The sequence below is a fragment of the Lysinibacillus sp. FSL W7-1291 genome (assembly GCF_038593415.1).
GTDB classification, from domain to species: Bacteria; Bacillota; Bacilli; order Bacillales_A; family Planococcaceae; genus Lysinibacillus; species Lysinibacillus fusiformis_D.
Genome location: NZ_CP151994.1, coordinates 377,042 through 401,883 on the forward strand (window position 1 = coordinate 377,042; position 24,842 = coordinate 401,883).

Here is a 24,842-nt window from a genome sequence, read left to right on the forward strand (position 1 = left end):
GCTTTTTCTCTTGATGCCATCATTTAGTAGGTCGCAAAATTCAATTCATAAATGGTACGAGGGCGGCCTTGTTGATGGGTCATTTCCTCACCGACAACGTTTGCATAACCATTATCAACTAATTTTTTGATAATACGTTCGGTTGTTCGTCGAGTAACTTGAAGATATTCAGCAAGATTTTGTGATGTAAATTGTGCGGATTGTCGATCATGGCTGAAATTGATTAGTTTAGAGATATTTAATGGACTGAGGCTTGTTAGCTTGGCCATTTGTAAAACGTAGGGATCATCTGTTTTTAAAGACACTTTACCTTCTGAATTCGGAAAAGGTCCTAATAGATTTTTATGTTCATCAAGAATGAAAATCTCGAAAGGCTTCGTAAATGTTAAAGCTTGCTGTGCATTTTGTGTTGCTTCCAAAATGGAGTAACCATAACCGAATGCTAGCTTAAATGGTTGTTCGATTTGTTGTATTAGTTCTTCTAAGCTTTCCCTTTCTAGTGCATTTTGTAAATGACCTGCGGTTGTGTAGAGCTCAAAGGTGTGGGCAGCAATTTGCTTGTACGTTGAAAAGGTAGCCTTAGCAATTTGATTTAAAATAGTTGATTCGATTGAAGAATCCCCCTGAATTTCTAATAGACCGACAACGGCTTTAAAGGCTTCGGATTTGGTTAGTAATGACTTGGATTTAGTTTCTTCTAGACATTGCAGAATAGAATTTGTAGTATCTAGCATACGCATTGCGGGTATGTGAAGTGCTTGTAATTCATCGAAAACACTATGAATACTTGTAATGACAAATTCTATACTTTTGGCATTCCACAAGGTGATATGACGCTGTAAAATATGTTCAGTTGGTTCTATAATCGATATATGCTGAACATGTGGCTTAGGTCCAGTATATTCTATTTCTGTTAAAACATTGTAAACGAATGCTGGATTCATGACATCAATGGAAATTCTATCGATTGCTACACTATGTTTGGCTACTAGTGATAAGAGTGTTGTAGAAATGGCTGTTTCATCTTGTTTAATATAATTCCATGGTATTGGGATTTCCGAAAGTAATGACTGGGCATGTAAATAGGGTAATGTTCCTCCTAATAGCAGTGCGTCACATGGTTTAATTTGCTTCATTAAAGTTGGTGCTTCAGATGGGTGGTTGTAAAGATAAAATTCTAATTGAACATCGGCTATGTTTTGTGCGATACTAATAATACGATTCATAAATGCTTTAGAACAAATAATCGCTATTTTGGTAGACATGGGCATCGTTCCTTTTCTATTTTTTTAAATATTTAACGACGTATTAACGACATATATAACGACAAGGGAGATTGATTATGATGAAAATCCAACAAGTAGAAATCTTTGCAATACATTTACCTCTAATTGATCCATTTATCATTAGTTATGCTACATATGATACAATGCCTTCTATTATTTTAAAAGTGACTACCGATACAGGTATTGTGGGGTACGGGGAAGCAGTTCCTGATGAGCATGTAACAGGGGAATCATGGGAAAGCACATATGCTGTGCTAAAACATCAACTTGCTCCTGCGGTTATTGGAGAAAATCCAATGGCTTTTGAAAAGCTGCACGAAAAAATGAATAAAATTGTAAAAGACGTACCAGCTGCAAAAGCAGCACTTGATATTGCTTGCTTCGATATCACTGGGAAAGCATTAGGAGTCCCTGTATACCAACTTTTAGGTGGACGTTATCATGACAAATTCCCAATTACCCATGTATTAAGTATTGGGATGCCTGAAGAGATGGCAGAAGAGGCTGCTAATCGAGTAGAAATGGGCTATCGTTCTTTTAAAATGAAAGTAGGCACAGAGGTAACTCGTGATGTTGCACGCATTAAAGCAGTACGTGAACGTGTAGGTGAAGATATTGCTATCCGAGTGGATGTAAATCAAGGGTGGGGCAATGCGTCTACTACCTTACAGGGTTTACGTGCTATGAAGGATTTAAACATTGATTGGTTAGAGCAACCGGTAGATAGTGAAGATATTGATGGAATGGTTGAGATTAAATCAAAATCCGATGTGTCATTAATGATTGATGAAGGACTTCGTGGTGTACGTGAAATGCGTGAAATTATTGCCAAGCGTGCCGCTGATAAAGTAAATATTAAGTTAATGAAGTGTGGTGGCATCTACCCTGCGATGAAGCTAGCTGTCATGGCAGAGATGGCGGGAATTGAATGTCAAATTGGCTCCATGGTAGAATCATCTGTTGGCTCTGCTGCAGGTTTTCATGTAGCATTCTCTAAGAAAATTATGACAAGTGTAGAATTAACAGGCCCGCTAAAATTCTCTAAAGATGTAGGGAATCTACATTATGATGTTCCATTTATTTGCTTAAATGAACAGGCTGGGCTAGGTGTAGAAGTGGATGAGGATGTAATCCAGGAACTATGTAAGTTCTCAACTGTTGTAACAGCCTAAGGAGGCGTAATATGGAAAAGATTTATGAAGGTATGCTTGATAAGACGCCGTTTTTTGTCATAAAATTAACACCTCAGCATTTACAACAAATTGAGGAGTTACAGGTTGAAGTTTATGAAGCATTAGCAGATCAAAGTATCTTGCAGCCTTTAAGTACAGAGGAATTTGAATATATTCTAAATGGCAACGGTATGATGATTGGTGCTTATGTAGAGGACGAATTAATTGCCTTTCGAGCACTGTTAAATCCGCCTATTGATGAGGAACATCTAGGCTATGATTGTGGAATTACGGAAAATGAATTTCAGCGTGTTTTATATCAAGAAATATCGAATGTTTCACCGAAATATCGAGGTTATGGCTTACAAAAAACATTGGCTACAGTAGTAATGAATGCGATTGATTTAGAAAAATATGATTATGTTTGCTCCACTGTAAAGCCATATAATATACCAAGTTTAAAAGATAAATTTTCGCAAGATCTCGTTATTAAAGGCTTGAAAATTAAATATGTTGATAAGCTCCGTTATATTTTCTATAAAGACTTACAACAGGAATTGTCCCCAGTATTTACTGACAAACAAATAATATCAATGGGGGATACAGCCGCACAACAGCAACTGCTAAAACAAGGCTTTCTTGGTACGAGGATGTTTGAAGAAAACAATGATTGGTTTGTTGTATACGAAAAATAAAGTAAAGCCTTACCCTTCGCATAAATTGGTGGAGGGTAAGGCTTTTTTACGAGAGTCTATTATTTCTTCATTGGACAAAAGCCACAGGCCATTAAACCAGGGATATCTTTAGAAAAACAACAAGATTTTCTAACAGGAATATTGATTAAATTCGTAGGGCTCTGACAGCCTGTATATTGCGCCCACCAAGATTTATTTGAGAAGCGTGCCCATGTTTCTGGATTTTCTAAAGCTTCAATATCGTCCATGGCTTGATCGGCCAAGCCTGGATTAGATAACAAAACATGATAGTGCCATAGCAAATAACCAAAGAAGTTTTCCCAAATGGTAAGAGGGGAAATCGATGTTACTTTACGAAGCTGTTGAACAATCACATGGCCATCATAAAGGATTTTCTCAATGACCGCTTGACGTTCATCTTCCTCAACATAACGCCAATCATTTGGATTGGCGAACATGGCAACGGTAAAGCTATTGAATTCCTTTGCAGCATCGAAACGTAATTCGAGTGGCTTGCCATCCCATACCTCATCATAAGCGGCAAGCATATAAAATTGCATAGCAAAGAACATACCATAGCGGCGAGCAAAATGAGAAATAGCGGCCGTTTCTGTTGCGGCATCTGTTATACCCATCATGAGGTTCAAAAAATCAGGATGGTAAAAATCTTTATGTATATCAGCTAATGTAAATAAAGTCCGCTTAGGTTCAGCTGTGTAGATGCTATAGGAATTTAATTGTTGAACTTGATCCATCGTTAAAGCTGGCATGGTAATCCTCTTTTCCTTTGAACTCTGTTAATTTCATTATAAAGTAATCAATTTTGCTTCACAAATGGAATGTCATGCAGTAAAATAAATTAAACATATCTGAAAGGTAGGTTTTAGAATGTCAGTGCCTCATGCAATTCCAAGACCACTCGTTCGACTGAATCAATGGATCATTCTTTTAAGTGTTATCTTTACATGGCTAACAGGGGTTACATGGCTTCTAGTCATTCCACTGACTGCAAATTTATTGGGTATTATATGCCATTATAACCCTATTATTCGTGTCGGTAAGCTATTTCTAAAAAAGGCCCCATCTGCTTATATACCAGAGGATGCACAACAGCAAAAATTTAATTCCAGCATTGCTAGCTTTTGTTTAGGGGTAGGCTTGTTAGGTTATATGTTGAATTGGGCTGTTGTCGGTTATATCTTTACTAGCATGGTGGCAATCGCATCATCTATCGCAATCGCAGGTTTTTGTATTGGTTGTTTTCTACATTTTCAATTGAAGCAATGGCAGTACCGTCGTTCATTAAAAAAATCTTTTTAAAAAAGGGAAAAATTTTATTAGATTATTGTTGACAATTTAATTGATAATGATTATCATTATCGTATAAAGATTATTCCTCCGCTACAATACAGTGTAGAGAGGATGAACTTTAGCTACTTTTCTCCAGAAGTTTGCTAGTTCATGATTACGCTCCTAAAACCCCCCTCATTTTTTGGGAACGTGAAAATCTCAGACGACTCATTCTATTTAATAGGATGGAGTCGTCTTTTTTGTTGGTAAATTTATTACGCCTACTAAAAAAACAGCCCATAAAAGGACTGTTAGGAAGATATATTCTGTTGAACAGCATTTTTTTTCCCAATGATCATAGTATAGTAACTATGTAATAGCATACCTACGATGATGACGCCCAGACCTGCAAGTGCAATAGGGCTAGGGAATGCAATACCTAATAATAAAACCTCACCGATAATAACAAATAAAATTTCTGTTGATTGGGTTGCTTCCACAGCGGCTAGTTTCCCTTGATGGTCTCTTACACGATCGGTTGCTATGAAAAACAATACTGTTGCAATGACACCTGAACTAATTCCTACGAGTAATGATTGGAACATCTGACTTGCTGAGGGCAGTCCAACTGTAAGACTGGCATAAATAGCTATGATGATCCATGCTGGCATTGAAGCAATGGTCATACCAAGTACTCGTTGAAAAGTATCGATCCGTCCCCCACAAATCTCCATCATCTTGCGATTACCAAGAGGATAGGCAAATGCTGCGACGATGACAGGTAAAATACCGAGCATTAAACTTCTAAACGAAACCGATTGTGCATGAGGTATTTGTATAAGTAGAATACCTACTAAGATGACACATGAAATTAGAAGAGATATGAAGGGTATTTTTTGACGTATTGTTTTACCCGCAATAACTGAAACAAAGAGGGGAGCTAATAATACACCAGCAACAATTGTAAATTGCCATGTGCCAGAAACCAACCAACCTGGACCAAACGCTGCGGCAAAGGTTAATGGTGCATAGAATAAAACAAATCCAACAAAGCTCCAAAGTAACCAAGCTATAGGCTGTGCTTTCATTTCACCTGAAAGCTGTGAAAAGCCTTTGCGATAAAAGACAATGATAAGTAAAAAGGGTAGCATGAAAAAGAATCTTAGTGATGCACTCCATAGCCAACTGCCACCTTGCATTTCCATTGCGTGATTTAAAATAAAAGTCACGGCAAAGAAAAGAGAAGCTAAAATGCCTAAGGCAATTTCTTTCATATCGTTCACCTCAATTTGAGTTTAGAGCTTAAACCCTTTATGTAAATTGAAAATTCAGTAATTATTGCTAAAAAAATGACGAAGAAAGGAAAAGCCTTTCTTCGTAACGATGAGTATTGTTCTTTAGCGTGAGTCTAGAATCATTGAACTTACTCGAAAATTCATCAGAAATAAGATAGACTAATTAGCTTGTTGTTCAAAGAGCTGAACGATTTCAATAATAACTTGTGTTGCCTTTTCCATTGTTTCAGCAGATACATATTCAAATTTACCATGCATGTTTTCGCCACCAGCGAAAATATTAGGTGTTGGTAAGCCCATATAGGATAATTGTGAACCATCTGTACCACCACGAATTGGTAAGGTATTTGGTGTAATATCTAATTTTTCCATTGCGGCACGTGCGATATCAACAATTTCTTTTACAGGCTCAATTTTTTCGCCCATATTGTAGTATTGATCTTCAATAGTAATACTTAGGGCATGTTCGCCATATTGTGCTTGAATTTTTGCAGCCGTATCGAGCATTAATTGTTTTTTCTCTTCGAATTTTTGACGATCATGGTCACGCACGATATAAGATAGCTCAGTATGCTCAAGAGCCCCTTTAAAGCCCATTAAATGAATGAAACCTTCATAACCTTCTGTCTTTTCAGGAACTGCGTCAGCAGGCATTTCATTTTGGAAGGCAATGGCCATTGTGATAGCATTCACCATTTTATTTTTCGCAGAACCAGGGTGTACACTTGTTCCATTTGTAACAACCTTTACGCCAGCGGCATTGAAGCTTTCGTATTGTAGCTCACCAAGTGGTCCGCCATCCATTGTATAGGCATAGTCTGCTCCAAACGCGGCAACATCAAATTTATGTGGGCCACGTCCAATTTCCTCATCTGGTGTAAAGGCTACACGAATTTTTCCATGTTTAATAGTAGGGTTTTTAATGAGGTATTCCATCGCTGTTATAATTTCAGCAATACCAGCCTTATCATCAGCCCCTAATAACGTAGTGCCATCTGTTGTAATAAGTGTCTGACCCACGTAATTTTTAAGCTCAGGGAAGTCAGTTGGGGACATCACTAAATGTTCATTTAACTGAATATCTCCACCATCATAATTATCTATGCGCTGTGGATTCACATTTGTGCCCGTGTAGTCGGTAGCTGTATCAACATGGGCTAAAAAGCCGATAGTTGGTACTTCTTTATCTGTATTAGCCTCTAATGAAGCAAATAAATAGCCATTTTCATCTAATGTAATTTCTGTTAAGCCAATTTCAGCAAGTTCGTCTTTCAGGACATGTAACAGGTCAAATTGTTTTTGGGTAGAAGGAGTTGTTTCGCTTGTGAAGTCTGATTGTGTATCAATTTTTGCATAGCGTATTAATCGCTCGATTACTTGTTCTTTCATAAGTATGGCCTCCTAATGTGTATATGTTAAAATTCTTTGTGCATTCACAAAGTTGATTCTGGGCGCATTATGCCAAGGCATAATTGATATTATTGTAACACTTTACTTCGGATTTCGGAATATTGAAGGATACTTAATGCAATAAGTAATTGAGCGCTATAATAAGTTAGCATGATTACTTCGTGTGAAAAAGCTAGTGGCGTGACAAATTTATTAATAGCTAAATAAGAATCAGAAGCAATAAATAACAGAGCACCAATTGTCGCCAATGTAGAATCGGTTTTTATGGCCGTCCATCCCATAGTGAGAATCACTGAAATATAGGCAATCACTGCGATACCAAGTATCGTTTCACCTGTTTTAAAGACAGACCCTGCAATCCAGATGGCCATGCTCGCTCCGTAAAGCAGTAAGAGTATTTTTGCCCACGTGGGTACTTGCCGCTCGTTTGCGGTAGAGAAAGCAAAAATATAAAAGACATGACCTATAAGAAAGCTAGTCAGACCAATTAAAAACCACTGCAATGTATAGTCCCCAATCATACAAAATATAAGCCCAGCAATAATTAAAAGTTGGTATTTTTTAATATGTAATGGCTTCTGAATCGCAGCTAAAATAATGATGAGCAACATGGGAATCACTTTAAAAATGAGTTTTAAACTTTCGGCAATATGGGAAAAGAGAAATATATAATAAAGACCAAATAAAATAATGAAACCTATTAGAAATTTTTTTAACAAATTTTTCAGCTCCTTTCCTTTTGAAATTCAATATTTATGGTAGAATTCCTTTCTGTACAACGTATGTATGAAACTTTTTTAGTATGTAACCGTAAATAAGTAGACAGAAAGCTGAAGAGAGGATGAACCAAATGACTAAGCTACTGATAGCTTCTGCAGTCATTGCATTGATCGCGAGTGTGTTAGTGACACCGCTTATTACAAAGAAGCGAGAAGATGGTAAATCAAGAAAGGTGATTGGATACTTTTTTATTGGTGTCTTTGTACTAGGATTTTTAGCTACTGCAATCACTCTATATGTAACAAAAATTGATGTAAACTGGCTTGTTTTTTGGCCTGCTATTATTTTATTAACGTTAGCTGGCGCCCTGCTTGCAAGTGGTATTGAACGGAAAATAAAAGGTATTTTATTTTTAGCAAGTTTAGGCGTAGCTGTGTATGTATTATCGGCTCCTCTATGGAATGCTAATGAAAAATTTGAATCCTCAGAAATGAAGGAAGAAGTTGAAATAAAACCATTCGATGAGACACAAACACCTGCAAGTGTACCACCGAAATTTGCTCGCAATAAAATGAAAAAAGCTTTCGGGCAAGTGCCAAACACTAGTTACTATGAGTTAGGACGCTTACAAATCCAAAAAGTGAAGGGTGATTATGTTTATATCGCACCTGTTGAATTTTCAGGATTCTTTAAATGGATGAATGGGGATACAACACCTGGTTACTTTATTATGAGTGCCACAGATTCTGCAGATAATCCTAAATTCGTTAAAGAGGAAATGAAATATGTTCCTTCTGCATATTTAAATGCTAATTTAGAACGTCATATGCGTTTACAACATCCATTCCTTATTTTTTATGGAGACGTTCAGCTTGAAGTAGATGATGAAGGTAAGCCTTATTACATTCGTTCATATGGTGAATTTATTACCGCGCGTAATGGCTTTGATGTGAAAGGGATTGTTTTAGTTGATGCACTAACAGGGAAATCGGAAACGGTTGAACTGGACAAAATACCTGAATTTATTGATGGTGCAGTTTCACCAGAGACAGTAAGTTTACAAAACAGTTATTTTGGTAATTATGTTCACGGTTTTTGGAACAGTATGTTTGGTAAAAAGGATGTAAAGATCCCTTCCGATGAAGGAACAGAATCGAATGTAAGTCCAATTTTCGATGAGAAGGGTGATATGTATTACTTTACTGATTTTACAAGCCCTAAAGAAGGTGTAGATTCAATGTTAGGCTATTCCTTAACGAATGCTCGTACAGGGGATGCCACATACTATACAGGAAATTTAGATTCAAGTTATATGGATTCACAGGGTAATTTACAAATTATCGAGAAGAAATTTATTGAGAAAAAATGGACTGGTGAAATGCCAGTGTTATATAACTTTTATGGTGAAGCAAGCTGGCTGACAGCGGTGCTAGATTCCAACGGCTTTTTACAAAACTACTTCATCGTGTCTGCTGCCAATCCTGAAATATCTGTTTATGCTACTACTCCTAAAGAGGCACTAAAGCTATATAAAACGGCCTTAAGTCGTGGAGGAAATACAGTAGATGGTAGCTCAAATGCGGAAGAGAAACAAGTGAGCGGGAAGGTAATGCGTGTTTACAAAGAACGTCTAGGTGATTTTACAATGGTATCTTTCTTATTAAATAATGGTGAAAATTATTTAATTAGTGCCGAAACAGAGCCTTTAGCAATATATTTACAAGAAGGTGATGAGGTCATTCTCACATATGGCGATACAGGTGAACAATTCTTGCCAGTTCGATCCCTCATGATTAAGGGATTACAATAAAAGAACAAAAGACGATCTTCGATATATCAAGATCGTCTTTTATTATGTGGATTTGTCCTCTTGAATAAAAGTTAGCATTTTTTCTTTATGGTTCATAAAGAGTGTTTTTGCGTGGTCATTTAATGTAAAGATTTCATGTAAATAGCCTTGCAGTAATCTATTTTCGTACGCAAAAGAATGTGTGGATTCGCGTTCTAAAATATAGGATAAAAAAAGAGTATGTAAAACAGCTACTTCTAAATTTTGTGTATTGGTAATAAATTTTAAGTTGAGAATAGAGGTATGGGAAACGAACTGATTAACATAATCAATAGCCTGTTTATACAGTGTCAAATCAACATTAGGCTCTAATCGTTTTCTTAGCTGTGTACATGCATTATTTAATTCCTCTATTTTTAAAAATAAACCTCTTACACTTCTTTTATGTTGTTGTTCTAAAGTACGAGCAAGATGTTTATTGATATTGGACATTATTCATTTAACTCCTTTCATCCATTAGGGATCATTTATTAATATGAATGGAATAGCTGAAAAAGGGAAGAGGCTTTTCGTTTAATTTATTGGTGAACTTACTATCTATATCGAGACAAAATCACTAGCCTTAATATCGATGAGTAATAAAATTATGAAAAAAATGGGGTTCTAATCATACGATAGTAACCCCATTTATATTTGGTTATTTCCAGTTAAATCCTTTTGTAGCTAAAAACTCTTTGATATGAGGACGTCGTTGTTCGACTAAAAAATCAGCCATTTGTTTAGTCCAATTATCAATTTTTCTGTTTGATGAACGATTATTGTAATACATTTCCATTGTCTCATTATAAGCTGGTAAAAGCTCTTCATATTTTTCAACATTGTATTCATTTTCATGTAGTATGGCAGATACAGGTAAACGTGGTTTTACTTCATTGCGACGAGCTGGGACACCGATTGTCAGACCGAATAATGGGAAAACGTGATCAGGTAAATTAAACAATTCACTTATTTCAGAAGGTTTATTTCGTACTCCTCCAATATAGCAAATTCCATACCCCATTGACTCTGCTGCAATAACAAAATTCTGTGCAAACAATGAAACATCTGCGACACCAACAAGGACATTTTCAGCTGAATCAGCCACAATGTCTACTCCCTCTAATTTTCCTGCCATTTGAAGACGCTTGAAATCGACGCAGAAGACAAATGCACCACCTGAAGTTTCATATTGACGTGGGTTACCAGAGAGTAAACCTAATTTTTCTTTTTTATCTGCATCTGTTACCCATATAACACTATAGGCCTGCACAAAATGGGATGTTGCAGCCATTTGTGCTGTTGCGATCAAATCTTCGATGATTTCCTTTGAAATTGGTTGTCCATCATAAATACGTACCGATGAATGATTGCGTAATAATTCTTTAACCATTTAAAAACTCTCTCCTTTATGCGTGCTTTATATCAAGAGCATAGCACGCTTTGTCGCCAAAATCGAATGAAAAAAAGATAGATAGTTATATTTAAATAGTTTACAAATGTAGAAATTATCTCGTAAAGTAAAATATTTCATTTAATATAGATTAAATATTCTAAATAGTTTAAAATTATTGAAGCGACTGTTTATTTGGTTGTGCTACCAAAAAATACAATTTCTTTATTCAACGGATGTTAGTGTTTATCTGATGCAACATTATTTGGATAAAGATATAGCTTCTGACGAATGTCACACATTTAATGGAACCAAATATGCAAGTTGAACAAAAATATAGTGGGATGGGGGAATAAGGAATGGAAGAAAAGTTAGCGAAAAAGCTTCGCCATGAACAATTGCGGAGCAAGATTGTAACAGCAGAAGAAGCAGCATCTTGGATTAAAGATGGTATGGTATTAGGGATGAGTGGATTCACACGTGCTGGCGATGTAAAAGTCGTACCTCTTGCACTTGTAGAGAAAGCTAAAAAAGAGAAATTTCAAGTAGATGTCTTTACAGGTGCATCACTTGGTCCTGAAGTAGACCAATATTTAGCAGAAGCAGGTGTCATTCGTAAACGAGGCCCTTTCCAAGCAGATGCTGGTATTCGTAATAAAATCAATAGCGGTGATATCACATTTGTAGATGCCCATCTTTCTCATAATGCTGAACTTGTTCGCCAAGGTATTATAGGTCCTATTGATTTCGCGATTATTGAAGCTGCTGCCATTACAGAAGACGGCTTATTAATTCCTACAACTTCAGTTGGTAACTCTCCGATTTTTGTACAAGAAGCAGACCAAATCATCATTGAATTAAATGTAGCACAGCTTGATGCATTAGAGGGAGTGCATGATATTTTCGTACCTGCGCCACAAGGTAAGCGTGATCCAATTCCTTTGCAAAATGTGTCTGATCGTCTTGGTATAATTGGGATTCCGCTAGATTTAGATAAAGTAAAGGGCATCGTTATTTCAGATATATTAGATGCGCCATCAACAATTGTTCCTGCTGATGGGGAGACAGATGTAATGGCGAATCATTTATTAAATTTCCTACGTGAAGAGATTAAAGTAGGTCGCTTAACAACGAGCTTGCGACCAATTCAATCAGGAGTAGGCTCGGTAGCAAACGCCGTATTGTTAGGCTTTAAAGATTCTGAGTTCGAGAACTTAGAAGTTTATTCAGAAGTTCTACAGGATGCAGTATTTGAATTAATCGATGCAGGGAAAGTAAATTTCGCTTCCGCTACTTCTATTACCCTTTCAGAGCAAGTAGGAAACCGTGTTTATGGGAACTTTGAAAAGTATGCTGATAAATTAGTATTACGTCCACAAGAAATTTCCAATCAACCAGAAATTATTCGTCGACTCGGACTTATTTCAGTGAATACAGCATTGGAAGTTGATATATACGGCAATGTTAATTCAACACATGTTTCTGGTACAAAGATGATGAATGGCATTGGAGGGTCTGGTGACTTTGCACGTAATGCACGTCTAGGGATTTTTGTGACGAAATCGTATGCTAAAGGTGGCAACATTTCAAGTATTGTCCCTATGGTTTCACATGTGGACCATACTGAGCATGATGTGGATGTCATCGTAACTGAGCAGGGTGTAGCTGATTTACGTGGGCTTGCCCCGAAAGAGCGAGCGGCGCTTATCATTGATAATTGTGCACACCCCGATTATCGTGAGCAACTATGGCAGTATTATAATGATGCCAATGAGGCGACTGGTGGACATCATACGCCACACGATCTAGAAAAAGCACTGTCATGGCATGTTCATTATGCAAAAAGTGGGACAATGAAGGACCCTGCGTTTACGAAACAATAAAATACCATCATTAAAGCCTTGAAGGACAATTGTGCTTCAAGGCTTTTTGTTGTGAGCATATTAGAGTTTTATAATAATCCAATCCATTTCCAATAAGTAGCTGAGAACAGAAGAATTAGAAGGAAGCCGATAATCGTTAATGGAATACCAGATTTCAAGAAATCCTTTGTTGTAAATGCTCCTGTCCCATAGGCAAGCATATTTTGTGGTGCGCTAATTGGTAATAGGAAGCCAAAACTTATGACGAATTGTTGCACGATGACAAAGCCAACTTGATCAACATTCGTTGTTAATGTAGAGGCTAGTACGATGAATACAGGTATCAGTGCAGAGGCTAAGCTTGTTGCACTTGCAAAGCCTAAATGAATTAAAATATTAAATAATGTTACGAGTGCGATGGTTGCTAGTATTGGCATCGTATCTAGCCCAAGTGAACCAAATACTTTATCGGATAACCATGATGCACCTTCCGTCTTAAGTAAAATGGTTCCTAGCATAATACCTACGGCAAAGACGATAATTGTCCCCCACGGGATATGAGGTTCAACTTCCTTCCATGAATAAACACCGATTTTAGGCATTAATAAAATAGCGATGGCAATAATTGTGACTGTAGTTGTGTCAAAGGGATGCAATTTCCCTTCAGTTGCCCAGAAAAATAGCAAAACGATTGATGTTATGATTAAGCGAATTTCAGGAGCCTTCAATGGGCCAAGCTCTGAAAGCTGTTTTTTGATGACCTCTTTACCACCTTCGATATTGCTAGTCTCAGGCTTAATTAAAGCGATCATAATGAAAAATAGAGCTACAGACATAATGATTGAGAAGGGGGCAGCATAGAGCAACCAAGCACCCCAGGAGATATCCACATTAAATTGTTCCTGAATAAAGTTTAAAGCGACCATATTTTGAGCTGCTGCTGTCTTGATACCGATATTCCAAATGGAAACGGCTTGTACCGAAGTAATAACAAGTAAAGCGGCGAGTCGACTATCGCGTGGTAAACCAAATGCTGCGACCATCCCTAGCAATATTGGTACGACTGCGCCTGCACGTGCTGTGGCAGAAGGAACAAAAAAAGCGAGGGCTATAGAAACTAAAATGGCGCCGAATACGATAGCTTTTGTTTTTGTTCCTACAAGTGAAAGGATCCAGAGAGCAAGCCGTTTATGTAAGTTGGTAATTTGCATGGCTGCTGCTAAAAAAAGAGCTGCTGCTACTAATGCGACAGCGGAATTACTAAATCCACTTAAGGATAATTTTAAAGCGCCAGCAGTTCCTAATTCTGTAGCAGGATCGTCCATTGATGGAGCGAGCCCTAGTAGAACAGTTACAAGTGCAATGATCATGGCTGAGCTAACGGGATAGGACACGGCCTCTGTTACCCATAGGATGACTGCGAATGCTAAGATGGCTAAAGCTCGTTGTCCAGCAATCGGTAAGTCACCGTTATTAGGTAAAAAAGTAATGATGATTAGTAAAGCAAAGGCCAAGCCAATCCATAGTGGCTTTAAATTCCGTTTCGTAGCTGTTTGATTGGGTGAAGACATATTTTCTCATCCTTTCTACGATAAATATGACGATTATTATCCATAACATCGGTTAGTAAAATGTTTTATTAAGATAAGAACTTGTCTATTTTATTGTAAAAAAATAAGTATGCAGAATAGCTGCTTTTTACAGCGATATAAGTAGATAAAGAGAAAATATACGGTCATAAAAAATACAAAAATATCCATTGTAATATTATTTCTTTTTCTTAAATGCAGACGTTACTTTAGGCTCTGTACCCTTCGCTAATCGTTGGATATTTTCGATGTGCAGGATAATAGCTATGCCAAAAAGAAGGACAGCAATTATAGTTGGGCCAATTCCAGGAATCCATAAATATGTTGCCGTACAAAAGACGAGATAAAACTCTAGAACACCGACAATTAAATAGTTAGTTGCAAAGGATAAAATGACAAATAAAATAAGTGCAAATAAACCAATCTTCCAATCTACAGCAAGTAGAATTCCAATAATAGAGGCAGTTCCTTTCCCACCATTGAAGCCCATATAAAATGGGAAATTATGACCCAAAATAACCCCTGCAGCAATAATGTAGGTCAGGAGCCATATTTCTCCTTCGGTTAAATGCGGAGCATCTGCTAAATAAAAGTGTGCACCGATAATAGCTACAACGCCTTTGCCAATATCGATTAGGGCTACTAAAACGCCATATTTCCAGCCGAGGGAAAGTGTAGCATTAGAGGCACCTGCATTGCCATGGCCAGCTTTTTTTAAATCAACCCCCGATAAAAATTGTGCCACTTTAGAGCCGTGAATACAGCCAATTAAATATCCAACTAAGAGAAAAATGATCACGGCTTTTACCATAAAAATACTCCTTTCAAATTTTTTTCTAAATTAGTGTATGCGTTCATATTACGTATAAGAGCTGACAGAAGTTTCGGAAAAAATAAAATTTACATATTGACAGAAAAAAACTCTATGTTTATACTGTGTTACAACGATGGAAATTGAATCTCATACTCTTATCAAGAGCGGCGGAGGGATAGGCCCTATGATGCCCAGCAACCAGTAAGTGATGAACTTACTAAGGTGCTAATTCCTACAGATTCTTACTTGGATCTGGCAGATAAGGGGAGGAAAACTTGCAACCGCAACCCTCTTCTTAACAGGAGAGGGTTTTGTTTTCTACACATAAATCCTCCTCATCTCCGGTACCATCGTAAAAAAATAATTGGAGGTACACAATGACAAATTTTAAACCAGAAACATTGCTGTTACATGGTGGTCAAGAGCCAGACCCAGTGACGGGCTCTAGAACAGTTCCTGTCTATCGCTCAACTGCTTTCGTATTTAAGGACACTGCTCATGCGCAACGTCTTTTTGCCTTAGAGGAAGCGGGGAACATTTACACACGGATTACAAATCCGACAGTGGATGTTTTTGAAAAGCGTGTGGCCTTATTGGAAGGTGGAACAGCAGCAGTAGCACTTTCATCTGGTGCAGCAGCTATCGCATTTTCCATTTTAAATCTAGCTGGAGCAGGCGATGAAATAGTAGCAGGTAGTTCTTTATATGGTGGTACGTATAATTTATTGGCTAACACATTACCGAAGTATGGCATTAAAACAATTTTTGTAGATGAAACAAACCCAGAGAATTTTAAGGCTGCGATTACCGATAAAACGAAAGCTGTCTTCGCTGAAATTTATGGTAATCCAAGTTTAAAAGTTTTAGATATTGAAGCAGTAGCTAAGATTGCACATGATAACAGTTTACCATTAATTATCGATAGTACATTTGCTTCTCCTTATGGTTCCACACCAATTGAATACGGTGCAGATATTGTTGTTCACTCCGCAACTAAATGGATAGGTGGTCATGGTACAACTTTAGGTGGGGTTGTTGTAGACGCTGGTAAGTTTGATTGGACTAGTGGACGATTCCCTGGATTTACGGAACCAGATGCTTCTTACCATGGATTACGTTACGGAATTGATACAGCTTCTGCTGCTTTTGCTACGAAGCTACGCGTACAGTTGTTACGTGACTTCGGTCCAACATTAAGTGCTGACGCAGCGTTTAATTTACTACAAGGTTTAGAAACGCTTCATTTGCGTATCCCTAAACACAATGAAAATGCGTTGGCAGTTGCTGAATATTTACGAAACCACCCATCTGTGGAGTATGTAAACTATAATGGCCTAGAAGATTTTGCGACACATGATTTGGCGAAAAAATACTTGAAAAATGGCTTCGGTTCTGTGCTTACATTTGGCATTAAAGGTGGACGTGAGGCTGGTCGAAAGCTAATTGATAGCGTGAAGCTGTTTTCACATGTAGCAAATGTAGGGGATGCCAAATCGCTCATTATTCACCCAGCATCTACTACACATCAGCAATTATCAACAGATGAATTAATTCAAGCTGGCGTAACCGAGTCGCTCATTCGCTTATCCATCGGTTTAGAGGCAGTAGAGGATATTATTGCTGATTTAGAACAAGCCATTACGCTTGCCACAACAACTGAACAAACTGTAGAAGCTTAAGTTTTAGAACGCAAGGGAGGATGTTGTAGAGTTTACGTATTTTCTCATTCGAATTGCCTCATTTGGCATTGCGTCAAACGTTGCTACATCAACCAAGTATAAAATCCATCAATTATCAGAACTTTTTTAAAAATAATACCAAGTATTTTTATGTGTATTATTGACTTAATTAATTCCGTGTTATATACTAGGGAATAAGTTAAGAATACGAAAATTCTTGTTATAAGGTAAATGTTTTCAAAAGTGCTCCCCCCACTTTTGAATATATAGAAGAAGAGTGGTCGCATAGCCAGTGACTGCTCTTCCAAAAAAACTGATGATAAAGGAGTGTTTAAAATGGGTAATATCTATAGTGCACAAAACATTGCATCCTATCTAATTTATGAGCTGAATGAAGGTCATGTCTTTGTCAACAATCAATCCATTCAACACTTACTTACATCAGTCGATAAAAAATGGAAGCAAGTCTTTGGTCATACAGCATTTCAAGAGTATGTTGTGGCTGAAGAGGAGGGCTATACTGTAAAGGAAGTTTTTGAGGCATATGAACATTACGGTGTGAGCCATATTGCACTTCCTGCAACAGAGCTTTACTTAAAATACGGTACATTTCAATTAGTGAAACGTACGTATGCAATACCAAATTTTACAGAAGAAGAAATTAGTCTTGTTCAACAAGCTTTAACACATTATCGTTATCAATTGCTTTCAAAAGCAAGTTGAAATCCCCCATATATTAAAGCTCATTCTCTGCTGCTACAGGGAATGAGTTTTTTCTTTAGAGGTCATTAAAATAGTAACAAGATGATGGGTGTCCAAGCATACATATATAATAGAAGAAAGACATTCATATATTTAAATGGAAATAGTCAATTTTTGTTCAAATCTTATAGATCAACTAAAAAAACGTATAATAAAGGGAATGAAACCGATTTCTTTTGCACATCTAGAGAAAACAAATGTCCTTCCTAGAAAGATTTTTCTTGTGCTAAGTATGTATTTGCGTTACAATTTTCTTTAAGATAAATTTAGAATTATTTGAATTTGTATGTGTTCCAACACATACTAAAATAGCGAAACTCGTACAAAGAAGAGTAATTAGCTAAAGCTTGCGGTGGGTGTCCAATTATCATGACACAACCCCATGGAGAAATTAGCTTTGATGAAACTGCGGAATGTAAGTTGGAGGGAATAACAGAAATGGCAACTATAAAGGCAGCGATTTTAGGATTTGGAACGGTAGGTCAAGGGATCTATCATATTTTAAATGAAAAGCGAGAAGAGCTAAAAAATAAATTAGGTATTGAATTAGAGGTAGCAAAGATTTTAGTGACAGATGCTAGTCGTGAACGTGTACCAGGTACAGCGCATTTAATGACGACGAGTATGGATGATGTCTTAGCAGAGCCAGGTATGCAGGTTGTGTTTGAAGCGATTGTAAATGAAGAGCCTGCATACAGTTATTTAAAAAGAGCAGTTGAGCATAAATGTCACGTTGTTACAGCCAACAAAGTGATGTTTGCTAAACGAGGCTTAGAGTTGCAGGATCTGGCAAAAGCAAATGGTGTTTTTGTAGGCTATGAGGCAACTACTGCAGGTGGCGTACCTGTTATTAAAACAATGAAAAATATTTTACTTGTTAATGATGTGAGCCGTATTCAAGGAGTCCTGAATGGCACATGTAATTATATTTTAACAAAAATGCGTGCACAAGGCTGGTCATTCGAAACAGCTTTAAAAGAGGCGCAAAGTTTAGGTTATGCCGAGGCGGATCCATATAATGATATTTCTGGTCAGGATGCCTTTAAAAAATTAATGATTTTAAGTGCTTTAGCTTTCGGAGAGCAACCAGATTGGGCTGATGTAGAAGTAATTGGTATCGATAGCATTTCGGCTGAACAAGTCCGTGAAGCGTGTGAAAACGGTCTGCGTTACCGCCATGTCGCTGAAGTGGAAAAAAGGGCTGACGGTAAAATTATCGCTAAAGTTGGTCCTCAACTGGTTGATAAAGAACATCCACTTTATCCCGTTGATGATGTGTTCAACGCGGTAGCGTTAGAGACTAACTATATTGGGACATTAACATTAGTTGGCCCTGGAGCAGGAATGTACCCAACTGCGAGTGTCATGGTAGAGGACTATGCTGAAATCATTGGGAAAAGAGCAGGATTTGTTGTGACAATCTAATAAACTTATTTTTTAAAATTACCCGCCACTCAACAATGTTCGATTGTATGAATGGTGGGTTTTTTTAATCTTCATCTTTCACATCTATATCTTCTGGAATAGGGGTAGAACGCCAAATTTCGATTTCCTCTTTAATACGTTCCAATTGTTTAAAATACGTGCTAAATTGGCCGCTATTGATTAGGGTTTGTTCTCCATCGTAAACAGAACGGATACGCCCCTCATAAACTAGACGCATAATTTGATCCTCAGGCATACCAAGATCAACAGCTGTCTCTGCAATTGTTTTGTACATACGATTCGCTCCTTTTACTGTATATATTATAACTTCCATTGTTGAGAAAGCATACTAGGCTAATTGAAAGAAAAAGTAAAAATGATAATTGTTTGATTTTGGATAAATATGTATTATTAGTATTAATGAAGTAATAAAGCGAGGATGAATTGATAAATGTTAAATCCGTTGTTGGTATTACTAGCAGCCATTCTATGGGGAATGACAGGAACAGCTCAAACATTTTTAAATCAAGGGGTATCTCCAATAGCAGTGGCCACTATTCGTTCTGCAATTGGTGGCGGTCTATTATTAGCCATTACCATTTCATTACGGAAAATTAACTTTCGAAAATGGTCATGGAAATGGACGATTTTAGCTGCAGCCAGTATTGCTCTTTTCCAGGGTCTTTTCTTTTCATCTATCCGTCTAACAGGAGTAGCCATTGGAACAGTTGCAACAATTGGTAGTGCACCAGTATTTTCTGGTGTTTTAGAATGGCTTATTTGGAAAACTCGTCCGACAGCGGTATGGGGACTTGCTACACTGATGGCGATTATCGGATGTCTTTTATTATTTATGAATAATGGAGACGAGTCTGTTCATATAGGTGGATTTGCGCTAGCACTTTGTGCAGGTGTGTCCTTTGCATTTTATACAAACATTAGTAAAAAATTAATGGCACAGGAAGAGGCATTGCCAGCAGTCGCCATGACATTCTCTATTTGTACGTTATTTTTACTGCCGTTTTCTTTTGAAAATGGATTTGCTTGGCTAGGGAATACACATAACTTATGGACAATGCTATTCATGGGAATTATGTGTACAAGCGTGGCGTATTTATTGTTTTTAAATGGTCTGCAAAAAATTAGTTCATCCTCAGCTGTAACACTGTCATTAGCGGAGCCATTAACTGCTGCCATTCTTGGGGTGTTTTTCATTGGAGAACAATTAAGTATCGTGTCCTGGCTTGGTCTAGCAATGCTACTAGGTGGCATTGTTGTTTTAACCATAGGTGGAAGGAAAAAACGAAAACCTTAAGAAATTCTTCATTTTTATAATAGCTGGTTTTTAAGATTTGAAAGGTACACTGATATTTGAGAGCGAGGTGTATATCATGACGAAATTAACAGTTCTTGTTACAGATGACGATCAAGATATTCGTGATGGTATTGAAATTTATTTAAAAAATGAAGGCTATCATGTCATTAAAGCAGCAGACGGCCAAGATGCATTAGAAAAGCTAGAGAACAATGAAGTACATTTAATTATTTTAGATATCATGATGCCAAACATGGATGGCATTACAGCAACCTTTAAAATTAGGGAGGAGCGCAATATTCCAATTATTATGCTGAGTGCAAAGGCAGAGGATGGCGATAAAATACATGGGCTATCCGTTGGAGCTGATGATTATGTGACGAAGCCATTTCATCCATTAGAACTATTGGCACGAGTGAAATCGCAGTTGCGACGTTATGTGCAACTAGGGACGTATAGTGAAGGAGCGACAAAAGTGGAAATTGACGGACTTGTTCTTGATGAAGATGCAAAAGAGGTCATACTAGAAGGAGAACCTGTTCGACTAACTCCAATAGAATATAAAATCACGGAATTATTAATGAAAAATGTAGGGCGTGTTTTTTCGATACGTGAAATTTATGAACGTGTTTGGAATGAGGAGGCGTACAATGCTGAAAATATTGTAGCTGTTCACATTCGGAAGATACGTGAAAAAATTGAAGCAGATCCGAAAAATCCGCGCTATCTAAAGGTGGTATGGGGCGTTGGCTATAAAATGGAAAAATAAACTAGAGAAGTATATGACGATTGCAGGATTTATAGCAGGTGTTGTTGGGCTCATTTATTTTGGTGTTTATGCCTATCAAATCGTCGATTCTCGCTCCTCAGAGGTTTTGCAATTTTTGGAAAGAATTTTTTAGAGGAGTGTAAGAGGTATGATAAAAAAATGGAAATCCTCTCTAGTGTTAATGTGTTTCATTTGGACAATTTTTGGTATTTTTACTTTTTGGCATGTAGGTTATCAGTATATTGGTAAATCCTATTTCCAATCGGAAAATTTCCAGCATGAAATCGATAATTTCACAGCAGAACTAGGACCGTTAGTGTTAAATGTACCGAATGCCGCAGATTTTAAAGATGAAATAGAAATTACGCAATCAGAAATAGAAGATCATCGTAATTACTATGGTACATTGGGACAGCAAATCGATAATATTAAACAGCAATACGGACAGCGAATTCAAGAAGCAGTGGATGCCAATGCTGCAGAATTACAAATAAAGCTAGAGACTGAACGCGATAATAAGATTAAAGATATTACGGCAAACTTTGAAAATGATGAGCATGTGCGAAAGAAGATTCGTGCTGAAAAAGAAGCATTAATTGATAAATATATTAAGTCAGTACAAGCCGAAGCGAAAAGCTTTGGAAAAAACTATGACTACTGGTCCTATGAGTTGACGAATATTGAAACAGGTAAAATATACCGTGCAGGTGATGTTTCAGAAAGCAGTGCCTATAAAATAAAATATTCTGAGCGAAACCCATTATATGCAGGAAATATTAGTAATAATTTAAGGGATATTTTTTACAGTACAGAAGCATATGTGGATGTAGATAATTTTTATGAAACAGCTGAATATATGGGTGTCTTAACCATCTCGAAAAAAGCAGTTCAATCATTAGGCGTTATGCAGGATTATAATCGTTTTCACCGTAATCAATATACCTTTTTCTTTGTGTGGCTGACTAGTATAGTAACGGCAATCTTTGCATGGAGAGGTCGTAAGGTTGTACTACAAACTGTCACGAATATGAAGGAAAAAGAGATTTTAACTAAGGTAAAGTTTGACTTTCAGGTTATTCTAGTATTGATTACAGGATTTATGTATCTTTTTACTTCCCAAATTGTTTTTGAATCTATTGAATACACTTACGATTACAATTATCAATATAATTATGTACGGTCTATACTAGATTCTGCCTTTAAAATAGCTGTGTTATTCGTTATAGGCAGTGCTTTCTTTGTACAATTAATTTGGCTGTATACAAGAGTGGATACTTTGAAAAAGCTAGAAGAAAATATGAAATCAAGTTATTTATGGTCACTTGGCGATTCGATGACTGATTTATTTATCAATCGTTCTATTGCATTGCATTCATTGGTCATGTTAGCTGCAGCCTTCTTTGGGGGAGGTAGCCTTGTCGCTTCTATGTTAAGAGGAGGCGGTTTTCCAGTTCTTGTTCTTGCTATGTGTATGTTCGTAGGAATTCCTGCTCTGGTTGTTTTCCTATCAAGAATGGGTTATTTAAATCGCATTATGAAGGATACGAAGAATATGGCTGAAGGACGTTTAAACCGAGATGTGAAGGTAAAAGGCAAATCACCGCTTGCAGGTCATGCTGAAAATCTTAACCATTTACGAGAAGGTGTTCGTACGTCCATGCATGAGCAGGCGAAAAGTGAACGTTTGAAAACAGAGCTTATTACAAATGTGAGTCATGATTTACGTACGCCATTAACCTCTATTATTACGTATACGGATTTACTGAAAAAGCCCACTATTACAGACGAAGAACGTCAACAATACATTCAAATTCTCGATAAAAAATCTGAGCGTTTAAAAGTATTGATTGAAGACCTTTTTGAAGTGTCAAAAATGGCAAGTGGCAATATTGAACTCCATCGCAGTCGAGTAGATTTGACGCAGCTTATTCAGCAAGCGGTAGGGGAGCATAAAGAGGATTTGACACAGTCAAGCTTAGATTTACGTATGACGATGCCACACGATCCCATCTATGCATATGTGGACGGTCAAAAATGGTGGAGACTCATCGATAATTTAATTGTGAATGTCTTGAAATATGCGTTAGAAGGAACACGTGTATACGTGACGTTGAAACGTACGGCAGATGGTGATGCTGAATTTACAGTGAAAAATGTTGCGAAATATGAAATCAGTGAGGATGCCGAGGAATTATTTGAACGCTTTAAACGTGCAGATGCTTCAAGACATACAGAGGGCTCAGGACTTGGATTAGCGATTGCACAATCTATTGTCGACTTACATGGGGCAAGAATGAGTATTGATGTAGATGGCGATCTATTTAAAGTAATTGTTCGAATTCCAGCAGTATAATGGAAAGATGGCGGCAGAAATTTGCCGCCATCTTTTTATAAGCCTAAATTTTTGGCGATAATGACTTTCATCACTTCGTTGGTACCAGCATAGATGGACATAACAGGTATATCTCTATACCTTCTAGCAATTTTATATTCCTCCATATAGCCATAGCCACCATGCAATTGCATACATTGCGTGGCAAGCTCACGTGCATTTTCTGTGATCCAGTATTTTGCCATAGATACTTTTGTCACAACCTCTTTCCCAGCAATATGCTCTTCAATCAAGGATTCTAAAAATGATTTTCCAAGCTCAATTTTAGTAGCCATTTCAGCAATTTTAAATTTTGTATTTTGGAAGTCGCCAATTGTTTTACCAAAGGCTTGACGTGATTTTACATAGTCTAATGTCAAGGTAAGCATATCCTCTGCGGCTGTTTGTGCAGCAATCGCTACTGCTAATCGCTCTTGCTGTAGCTTTTCCATCATATAGTGAAAACCTTTGCCTTCTTCTCCAAGTAGGTTTTGCACAGGCACTCGGCAATCTTCAAAATAGAGTTCTGCCGTATCTTGGGCATGCATCCCAACCTTTTCGAGCTGTCTTCCTTTTGTAAAGCCAGGTGTACCTTCTTCAATGACAAGTAGACTGATGCCGCGATGCTTTTTCTCCACCTGTGGATTTGTTTTCACTGCAACAATGGCTAAGTTTGTATGAATGCCATTAGTGATAAAGGTTTTTTGTCCATTGACAATGTAAAAGTCACCATCGCGGATCGCGGTTGTTTGTATATTTGCCAAGTCTGAACCTGTACCAGGCTCAGTCATCGCAATCGCAGTGATATAGTCGCCTGAAATACATTTAGGCAGCCAGCGAGATTTTTGTTCATGTGTACCATAAGCCTCGATATAAGGTACGGCAATATCATTATGCAGTCCAATCCCAATAAGACTTGAACCTATACGTTCTAGCTCCTCTTGAATAATAACACCGAAGCTGAAATCCAGACCAAGCCCGCCATACTGCTCCTCGACCTGTGGGCAAAGGTAGCCCATCTCACCGAGCTTGCGCCAAAAGGAAAGTGGAATTAGATGGTCTTTTTCCCATTGAATATAATGTGGCTCAGCTTCTTCAGCTAAAAACTTACGGAAGGTTTTACGAAATAACTCATGCTCTATTGTTTCAAATTTATAACGTGTCATTCGA

Annotated in this window: 23 protein-coding genes and 1 riboswitch; of the genes, 12 read left to right on the top strand and 11 right to left on the bottom strand. The window is 37.4% G+C overall.

Translation table 11 applies throughout. The annotated features are described in order from the left end of the window. Positions 1 to 23 precede the first annotated feature (23 nt). On the bottom strand, positions 24 to 1,265 hold the full coding sequence (locus tag NST76_RS01835; protein ID WP_342544555.1) for a hypothetical protein: 1,242 nt from the start codon (positions 1,263 to 1,265) through the stop codon (positions 24 to 26). A gap of 80 nt (positions 1,266 to 1,345) precedes the next feature. Between NST76_RS01835 and NST76_RS01840 the strand changes: the two genes are divergently transcribed. Together NST76_RS01840 and NST76_RS01845 are read left to right on the top strand one after the other, a co-directional pair. Continuing rightward, the gene (locus tag NST76_RS01840) at positions 1,346 to 2,458 is read left to right on the top strand and encodes a dipeptide epimerase (RefSeq protein ID WP_340809882.1); all 1,113 of its coding nucleotides are present in this window, start codon (positions 1,346 to 1,348) and stop codon (positions 2,456 to 2,458) included. A gap of 11 nt (positions 2,459 to 2,469) precedes the next feature. Continuing rightward, complete coding sequence (locus NST76_RS01845) at positions 2,470 to 3,153, top strand: hypothetical protein (protein ID WP_036117848.1); 684 nt, start codon at positions 2,470 to 2,472, stop codon at positions 3,151 to 3,153. A gap of 59 nt (positions 3,154 to 3,212) precedes the next feature. On the opposite strand, the gene NST76_RS01850 is transcribed toward NST76_RS01845, so the two are convergent. Continuing rightward, complete coding sequence (locus NST76_RS01850) at positions 3,213 to 3,923, bottom strand: Fe-S oxidoreductase (protein ID WP_036117844.1); 711 nt, start codon at positions 3,921 to 3,923, stop codon at positions 3,213 to 3,215. Positions 3,924 to 4,041: 118 nt separating this feature from the next. Between NST76_RS01850 and NST76_RS01855 the strand changes: the two genes are divergently transcribed. Continuing rightward, positions 4,042 to 4,473 (top strand): DUF4395 domain-containing protein, encoded by a 432-nt coding sequence (locus tag NST76_RS01855; RefSeq protein ID WP_058844788.1) that lies wholly within the window; start codon positions 4,042 to 4,044, stop codon positions 4,471 to 4,473. A 281-nt stretch (positions 4,474 to 4,754) separates the two neighbouring features. On the opposite strand, the gene NST76_RS01860 is transcribed toward NST76_RS01855, so the two are convergent. The 3 genes from NST76_RS01860 to NST76_RS01870 form a co-directional block, all read right to left on the bottom strand. Further along, positions 4,755 to 5,717 carry a multidrug resistance efflux transporter family protein gene (locus NST76_RS01860; protein ID WP_036117785.1) on the bottom strand — a complete coding sequence of 321 codons (963 nt, stop codon included), beginning with the start codon at positions 5,715 to 5,717 and terminating at the stop codon, positions 4,755 to 4,757. A gap of 180 nt (positions 5,718 to 5,897) precedes the next feature. Then, positions 5,898 to 7,127, bottom strand: a complete 1,230-nt coding sequence (pepT, locus tag NST76_RS01865; protein ID WP_271912205.1) for a peptidase T — start codon at positions 7,125 to 7,127, stop codon at positions 5,898 to 5,900. An 89-nt stretch (positions 7,128 to 7,216) separates the two neighbouring features. Then, entirely contained in the window at positions 7,217 to 7,867 is a 651-nt protein-coding gene (locus tag NST76_RS01870; RefSeq protein WP_036117779.1) for a lysoplasmalogenase, read from the bottom strand. A gap of 131 nt (positions 7,868 to 7,998) precedes the next feature. On the opposite strand from NST76_RS01870, the gene NST76_RS01875 reads away from it, so the two are divergent. Beyond that, positions 7,999 to 9,678: a hypothetical protein gene (locus tag NST76_RS01875; RefSeq protein ID WP_036117776.1), complete on the top strand. Its 1,680-nt coding sequence runs from the start codon at positions 7,999 to 8,001 to the stop codon at positions 9,676 to 9,678. Positions 9,679 to 9,720: 42 nt separating this feature from the next. Here NST76_RS01875 and NST76_RS01880 read toward each other — a convergent pair whose 3' ends face one another. Next, positions 9,721 to 10,149, bottom strand: coding sequence for a hypothetical protein (locus tag NST76_RS01880; protein ID WP_036117773.1), 429 nt, complete (start codon positions 10,147 to 10,149; stop codon positions 9,721 to 9,723). 205 nt (positions 10,150 to 10,354) lie between these two features. After that, entirely contained in the window at positions 10,355 to 11,086 is a 732-nt protein-coding gene (gene chrR, locus NST76_RS01885; protein ID WP_141905162.1) for a class II chromate reductase ChrR, read from the bottom strand. A 359-nt stretch (positions 11,087 to 11,445) separates the two neighbouring features. On the opposite strand from chrR, the gene NST76_RS01890 reads away from it, so the two are divergent. Next, on the top strand, positions 11,446 to 12,969 hold the full coding sequence (locus NST76_RS01890; RefSeq protein ID WP_271912210.1) for a succinate CoA transferase: 1,524 nt from the start codon (positions 11,446 to 11,448) through the stop codon (positions 12,967 to 12,969). A 68-nt stretch (positions 12,970 to 13,037) separates the two neighbouring features. Here the strand turns inward: NST76_RS01890 and NST76_RS01895 are convergent, their stop codons facing one another. Both NST76_RS01895 and NST76_RS01900 read right to left on the bottom strand, forming a co-directional pair. Further along, complete coding sequence (locus NST76_RS01895; protein WP_058844783.1) at positions 13,038 to 14,519, bottom strand: DASS family sodium-coupled anion symporter; 1,482 nt, start codon at positions 14,517 to 14,519, stop codon at positions 13,038 to 13,040. Positions 14,520 to 14,715: 196 nt separating this feature from the next. Then, complete coding sequence (locus tag NST76_RS01900) at positions 14,716 to 15,348, bottom strand: glycerol-3-phosphate acyltransferase (RefSeq protein WP_271912213.1); 633 nt, start codon at positions 15,346 to 15,348, stop codon at positions 14,716 to 14,718. A 155-nt stretch (positions 15,349 to 15,503) separates the two neighbouring features. Next, a riboswitch (SAM riboswitch) is annotated at positions 15,504 to 15,617 on the top strand. Between the two features lie 111 nt (positions 15,618 to 15,728). Between NST76_RS01900 and NST76_RS01905 the strand changes: the two genes are divergently transcribed. From NST76_RS01905 to NST76_RS01915, 3 genes are all read left to right on the top strand, one after another. Further along, positions 15,729 to 17,030 carry an O-acetylhomoserine aminocarboxypropyltransferase/cysteine synthase family protein gene (locus tag NST76_RS01905; protein WP_036117757.1) on the top strand — a complete coding sequence of 434 codons (1,302 nt, stop codon included), beginning with the start codon at positions 15,729 to 15,731 and terminating at the stop codon, positions 17,028 to 17,030. A gap of 336 nt (positions 17,031 to 17,366) precedes the next feature. After that, complete coding sequence (locus NST76_RS01910; RefSeq protein WP_342504175.1) at positions 17,367 to 17,753, top strand: hypothetical protein; 387 nt, start codon at positions 17,367 to 17,369, stop codon at positions 17,751 to 17,753. 477 nt (positions 17,754 to 18,230) lie between these two features. Then, positions 18,231 to 19,217, top strand: coding sequence for a homoserine dehydrogenase (locus NST76_RS01915; protein ID WP_036117793.1), 987 nt, complete (start codon positions 18,231 to 18,233; stop codon positions 19,215 to 19,217). A gap of 64 nt (positions 19,218 to 19,281) precedes the next feature. Here NST76_RS01915 and NST76_RS01920 read toward each other — a convergent pair whose 3' ends face one another. Next, positions 19,282 to 19,512 carry an excisionase gene (locus tag NST76_RS01920; protein ID WP_036117751.1) on the bottom strand — a complete coding sequence of 77 codons (231 nt, stop codon included), beginning with the start codon at positions 19,510 to 19,512 and terminating at the stop codon, positions 19,282 to 19,284. A gap of 156 nt (positions 19,513 to 19,668) precedes the next feature. Between NST76_RS01920 and NST76_RS01925 the strand changes: the two genes are divergently transcribed. The 4 genes from NST76_RS01925 to NST76_RS01940 all read left to right on the top strand — a co-directional run bounded on the left by NST76_RS01925 (position 19,669) and on the right by NST76_RS01940 (position 23,654). Next, the gene (locus NST76_RS01925; RefSeq protein ID WP_036117748.1) at positions 19,669 to 20,532 is read left to right on the top strand and encodes an EamA family transporter; all 864 of its coding nucleotides are present in this window, start codon (positions 19,669 to 19,671) and stop codon (positions 20,530 to 20,532) included. 76 nt (positions 20,533 to 20,608) lie between these two features. After that, positions 20,609 to 21,301, top strand: coding sequence for a response regulator transcription factor (locus NST76_RS01930; RefSeq protein ID WP_036117745.1), 693 nt, complete (start codon positions 20,609 to 20,611; stop codon positions 21,299 to 21,301). Further along, positions 21,279 to 21,434 carry a hypothetical protein gene (locus NST76_RS01935; protein ID WP_155273172.1) on the top strand — a complete coding sequence of 52 codons (156 nt, stop codon included), beginning with the start codon at positions 21,279 to 21,281 and terminating at the stop codon, positions 21,432 to 21,434. The genes NST76_RS01930 and NST76_RS01935 overlap by 23 nt, the downstream gene beginning before the upstream one ends. 15 nt (positions 21,435 to 21,449) lie before the next feature. Continuing rightward, complete coding sequence (locus NST76_RS01940) at positions 21,450 to 23,654, top strand: HAMP domain-containing sensor histidine kinase (protein ID WP_058844779.1); 2,205 nt, start codon at positions 21,450 to 21,452, stop codon at positions 23,652 to 23,654. 35 nt (positions 23,655 to 23,689) lie between these two features. Here the strand turns inward: NST76_RS01940 and NST76_RS01945 are convergent, their stop codons facing one another. Then, positions 23,690 to 24,838 (bottom strand): acyl-CoA dehydrogenase family protein, encoded by a 1,149-nt coding sequence (locus NST76_RS01945; protein WP_058844778.1) that lies wholly within the window; start codon positions 24,836 to 24,838, stop codon positions 23,690 to 23,692. Between the last annotated feature and the right edge of the window lie 4 nt (positions 24,839 to 24,842).

What these genes read in the sequence shown, in the direction of transcription:
- NST76_RS01835 (WP_342544555.1), bottom strand. Translation starts at nt 1,265, where the DNA reads ATGTCTACCAAAATAGCGATTATTTGTTCTAAAGCATTTATGAATCGT.
- NST76_RS01840 (WP_340809882.1), top strand. Translation starts at nt 1,346, where the DNA reads ATGAAAATCCAACAAGTAGAAATCTTTGCAATACATTTACCTCTAATT.
- NST76_RS01845 (WP_036117848.1), top strand. Translation starts at nt 2,470, where the DNA reads ATGGAAAAGATTTATGAAGGTATGCTTGATAAGACGCCGTTTTTTGTC.
- NST76_RS01850 (WP_036117844.1), bottom strand. Translation starts at nt 3,923, where the DNA reads ATGCCAGCTTTAACGATGGATCAAGTTCAACAATTAAATTCCTATAGC.
- NST76_RS01855 (WP_058844788.1), top strand. Translation starts at nt 4,042, where the DNA reads ATGTCAGTGCCTCATGCAATTCCAAGACCACTCGTTCGACTGAATCAA.
- NST76_RS01860 (WP_036117785.1), bottom strand. Translation starts at nt 5,717, where the DNA reads ATGAAAGAAATTGCCTTAGGCATTTTAGCTTCTCTTTTCTTTGCCGTG.
- pepT (WP_271912205.1), bottom strand. Translation starts at nt 7,127, where the DNA reads ATGAAAGAACAAGTAATCGAGCGATTAATACGCTATGCAAAAATTGAT.
- NST76_RS01875 (WP_036117776.1), top strand. Translation starts at nt 7,999, where the DNA reads ATGACTAAGCTACTGATAGCTTCTGCAGTCATTGCATTGATCGCGAGT.
- NST76_RS01880 (WP_036117773.1), bottom strand. Translation starts at nt 10,149, where the DNA reads ATGTCCAATATCAATAAACATCTTGCTCGTACTTTAGAACAACAACAT.
- chrR (WP_141905162.1), bottom strand. Translation starts at nt 11,086, where the DNA reads ATGGTTAAAGAATTATTACGCAATCATTCATCGGTACGTATTTATGAT.
- NST76_RS01890 (WP_271912210.1), top strand. Translation starts at nt 11,446, where the DNA reads ATGGAAGAAAAGTTAGCGAAAAAGCTTCGCCATGAACAATTGCGGAGC.
- NST76_RS01895 (WP_058844783.1), bottom strand. Translation starts at nt 14,519, where the DNA reads ATGTCTTCACCCAATCAAACAGCTACGAAACGGAATTTAAAGCCACTA.
- NST76_RS01900 (WP_271912213.1), bottom strand. Translation starts at nt 15,348, where the DNA reads ATGGTAAAAGCCGTGATCATTTTTCTCTTAGTTGGATATTTAATTGGC.
- NST76_RS01905 (WP_036117757.1), top strand. Translation starts at nt 15,729, where the DNA reads ATGACAAATTTTAAACCAGAAACATTGCTGTTACATGGTGGTCAAGAG.
- NST76_RS01910 (WP_342504175.1), top strand. Translation starts at nt 17,367, where the DNA reads ATGGGTAATATCTATAGTGCACAAAACATTGCATCCTATCTAATTTAT.
- NST76_RS01915 (WP_036117793.1), top strand. Translation starts at nt 18,231, where the DNA reads ATGGCAACTATAAAGGCAGCGATTTTAGGATTTGGAACGGTAGGTCAA.
- NST76_RS01920 (WP_036117751.1), bottom strand. Translation starts at nt 19,512, where the DNA reads ATGTACAAAACAATTGCAGAGACAGCTGTTGATCTTGGTATGCCTGAG.
- NST76_RS01925 (WP_036117748.1), top strand. Translation starts at nt 19,669, where the DNA reads ATGTTAAATCCGTTGTTGGTATTACTAGCAGCCATTCTATGGGGAATG.
- NST76_RS01930 (WP_036117745.1), top strand. Translation starts at nt 20,609, where the DNA reads ATGACGAAATTAACAGTTCTTGTTACAGATGACGATCAAGATATTCGT.
- NST76_RS01940 (WP_058844779.1), top strand. Translation starts at nt 21,450, where the DNA reads ATGATAAAAAAATGGAAATCCTCTCTAGTGTTAATGTGTTTCATTTGG.
- NST76_RS01945 (WP_058844778.1), bottom strand. Translation starts at nt 24,838, where the DNA reads ATGACACGTTATAAATTTGAAACAATAGAGCATGAGTTATTTCGTAAA.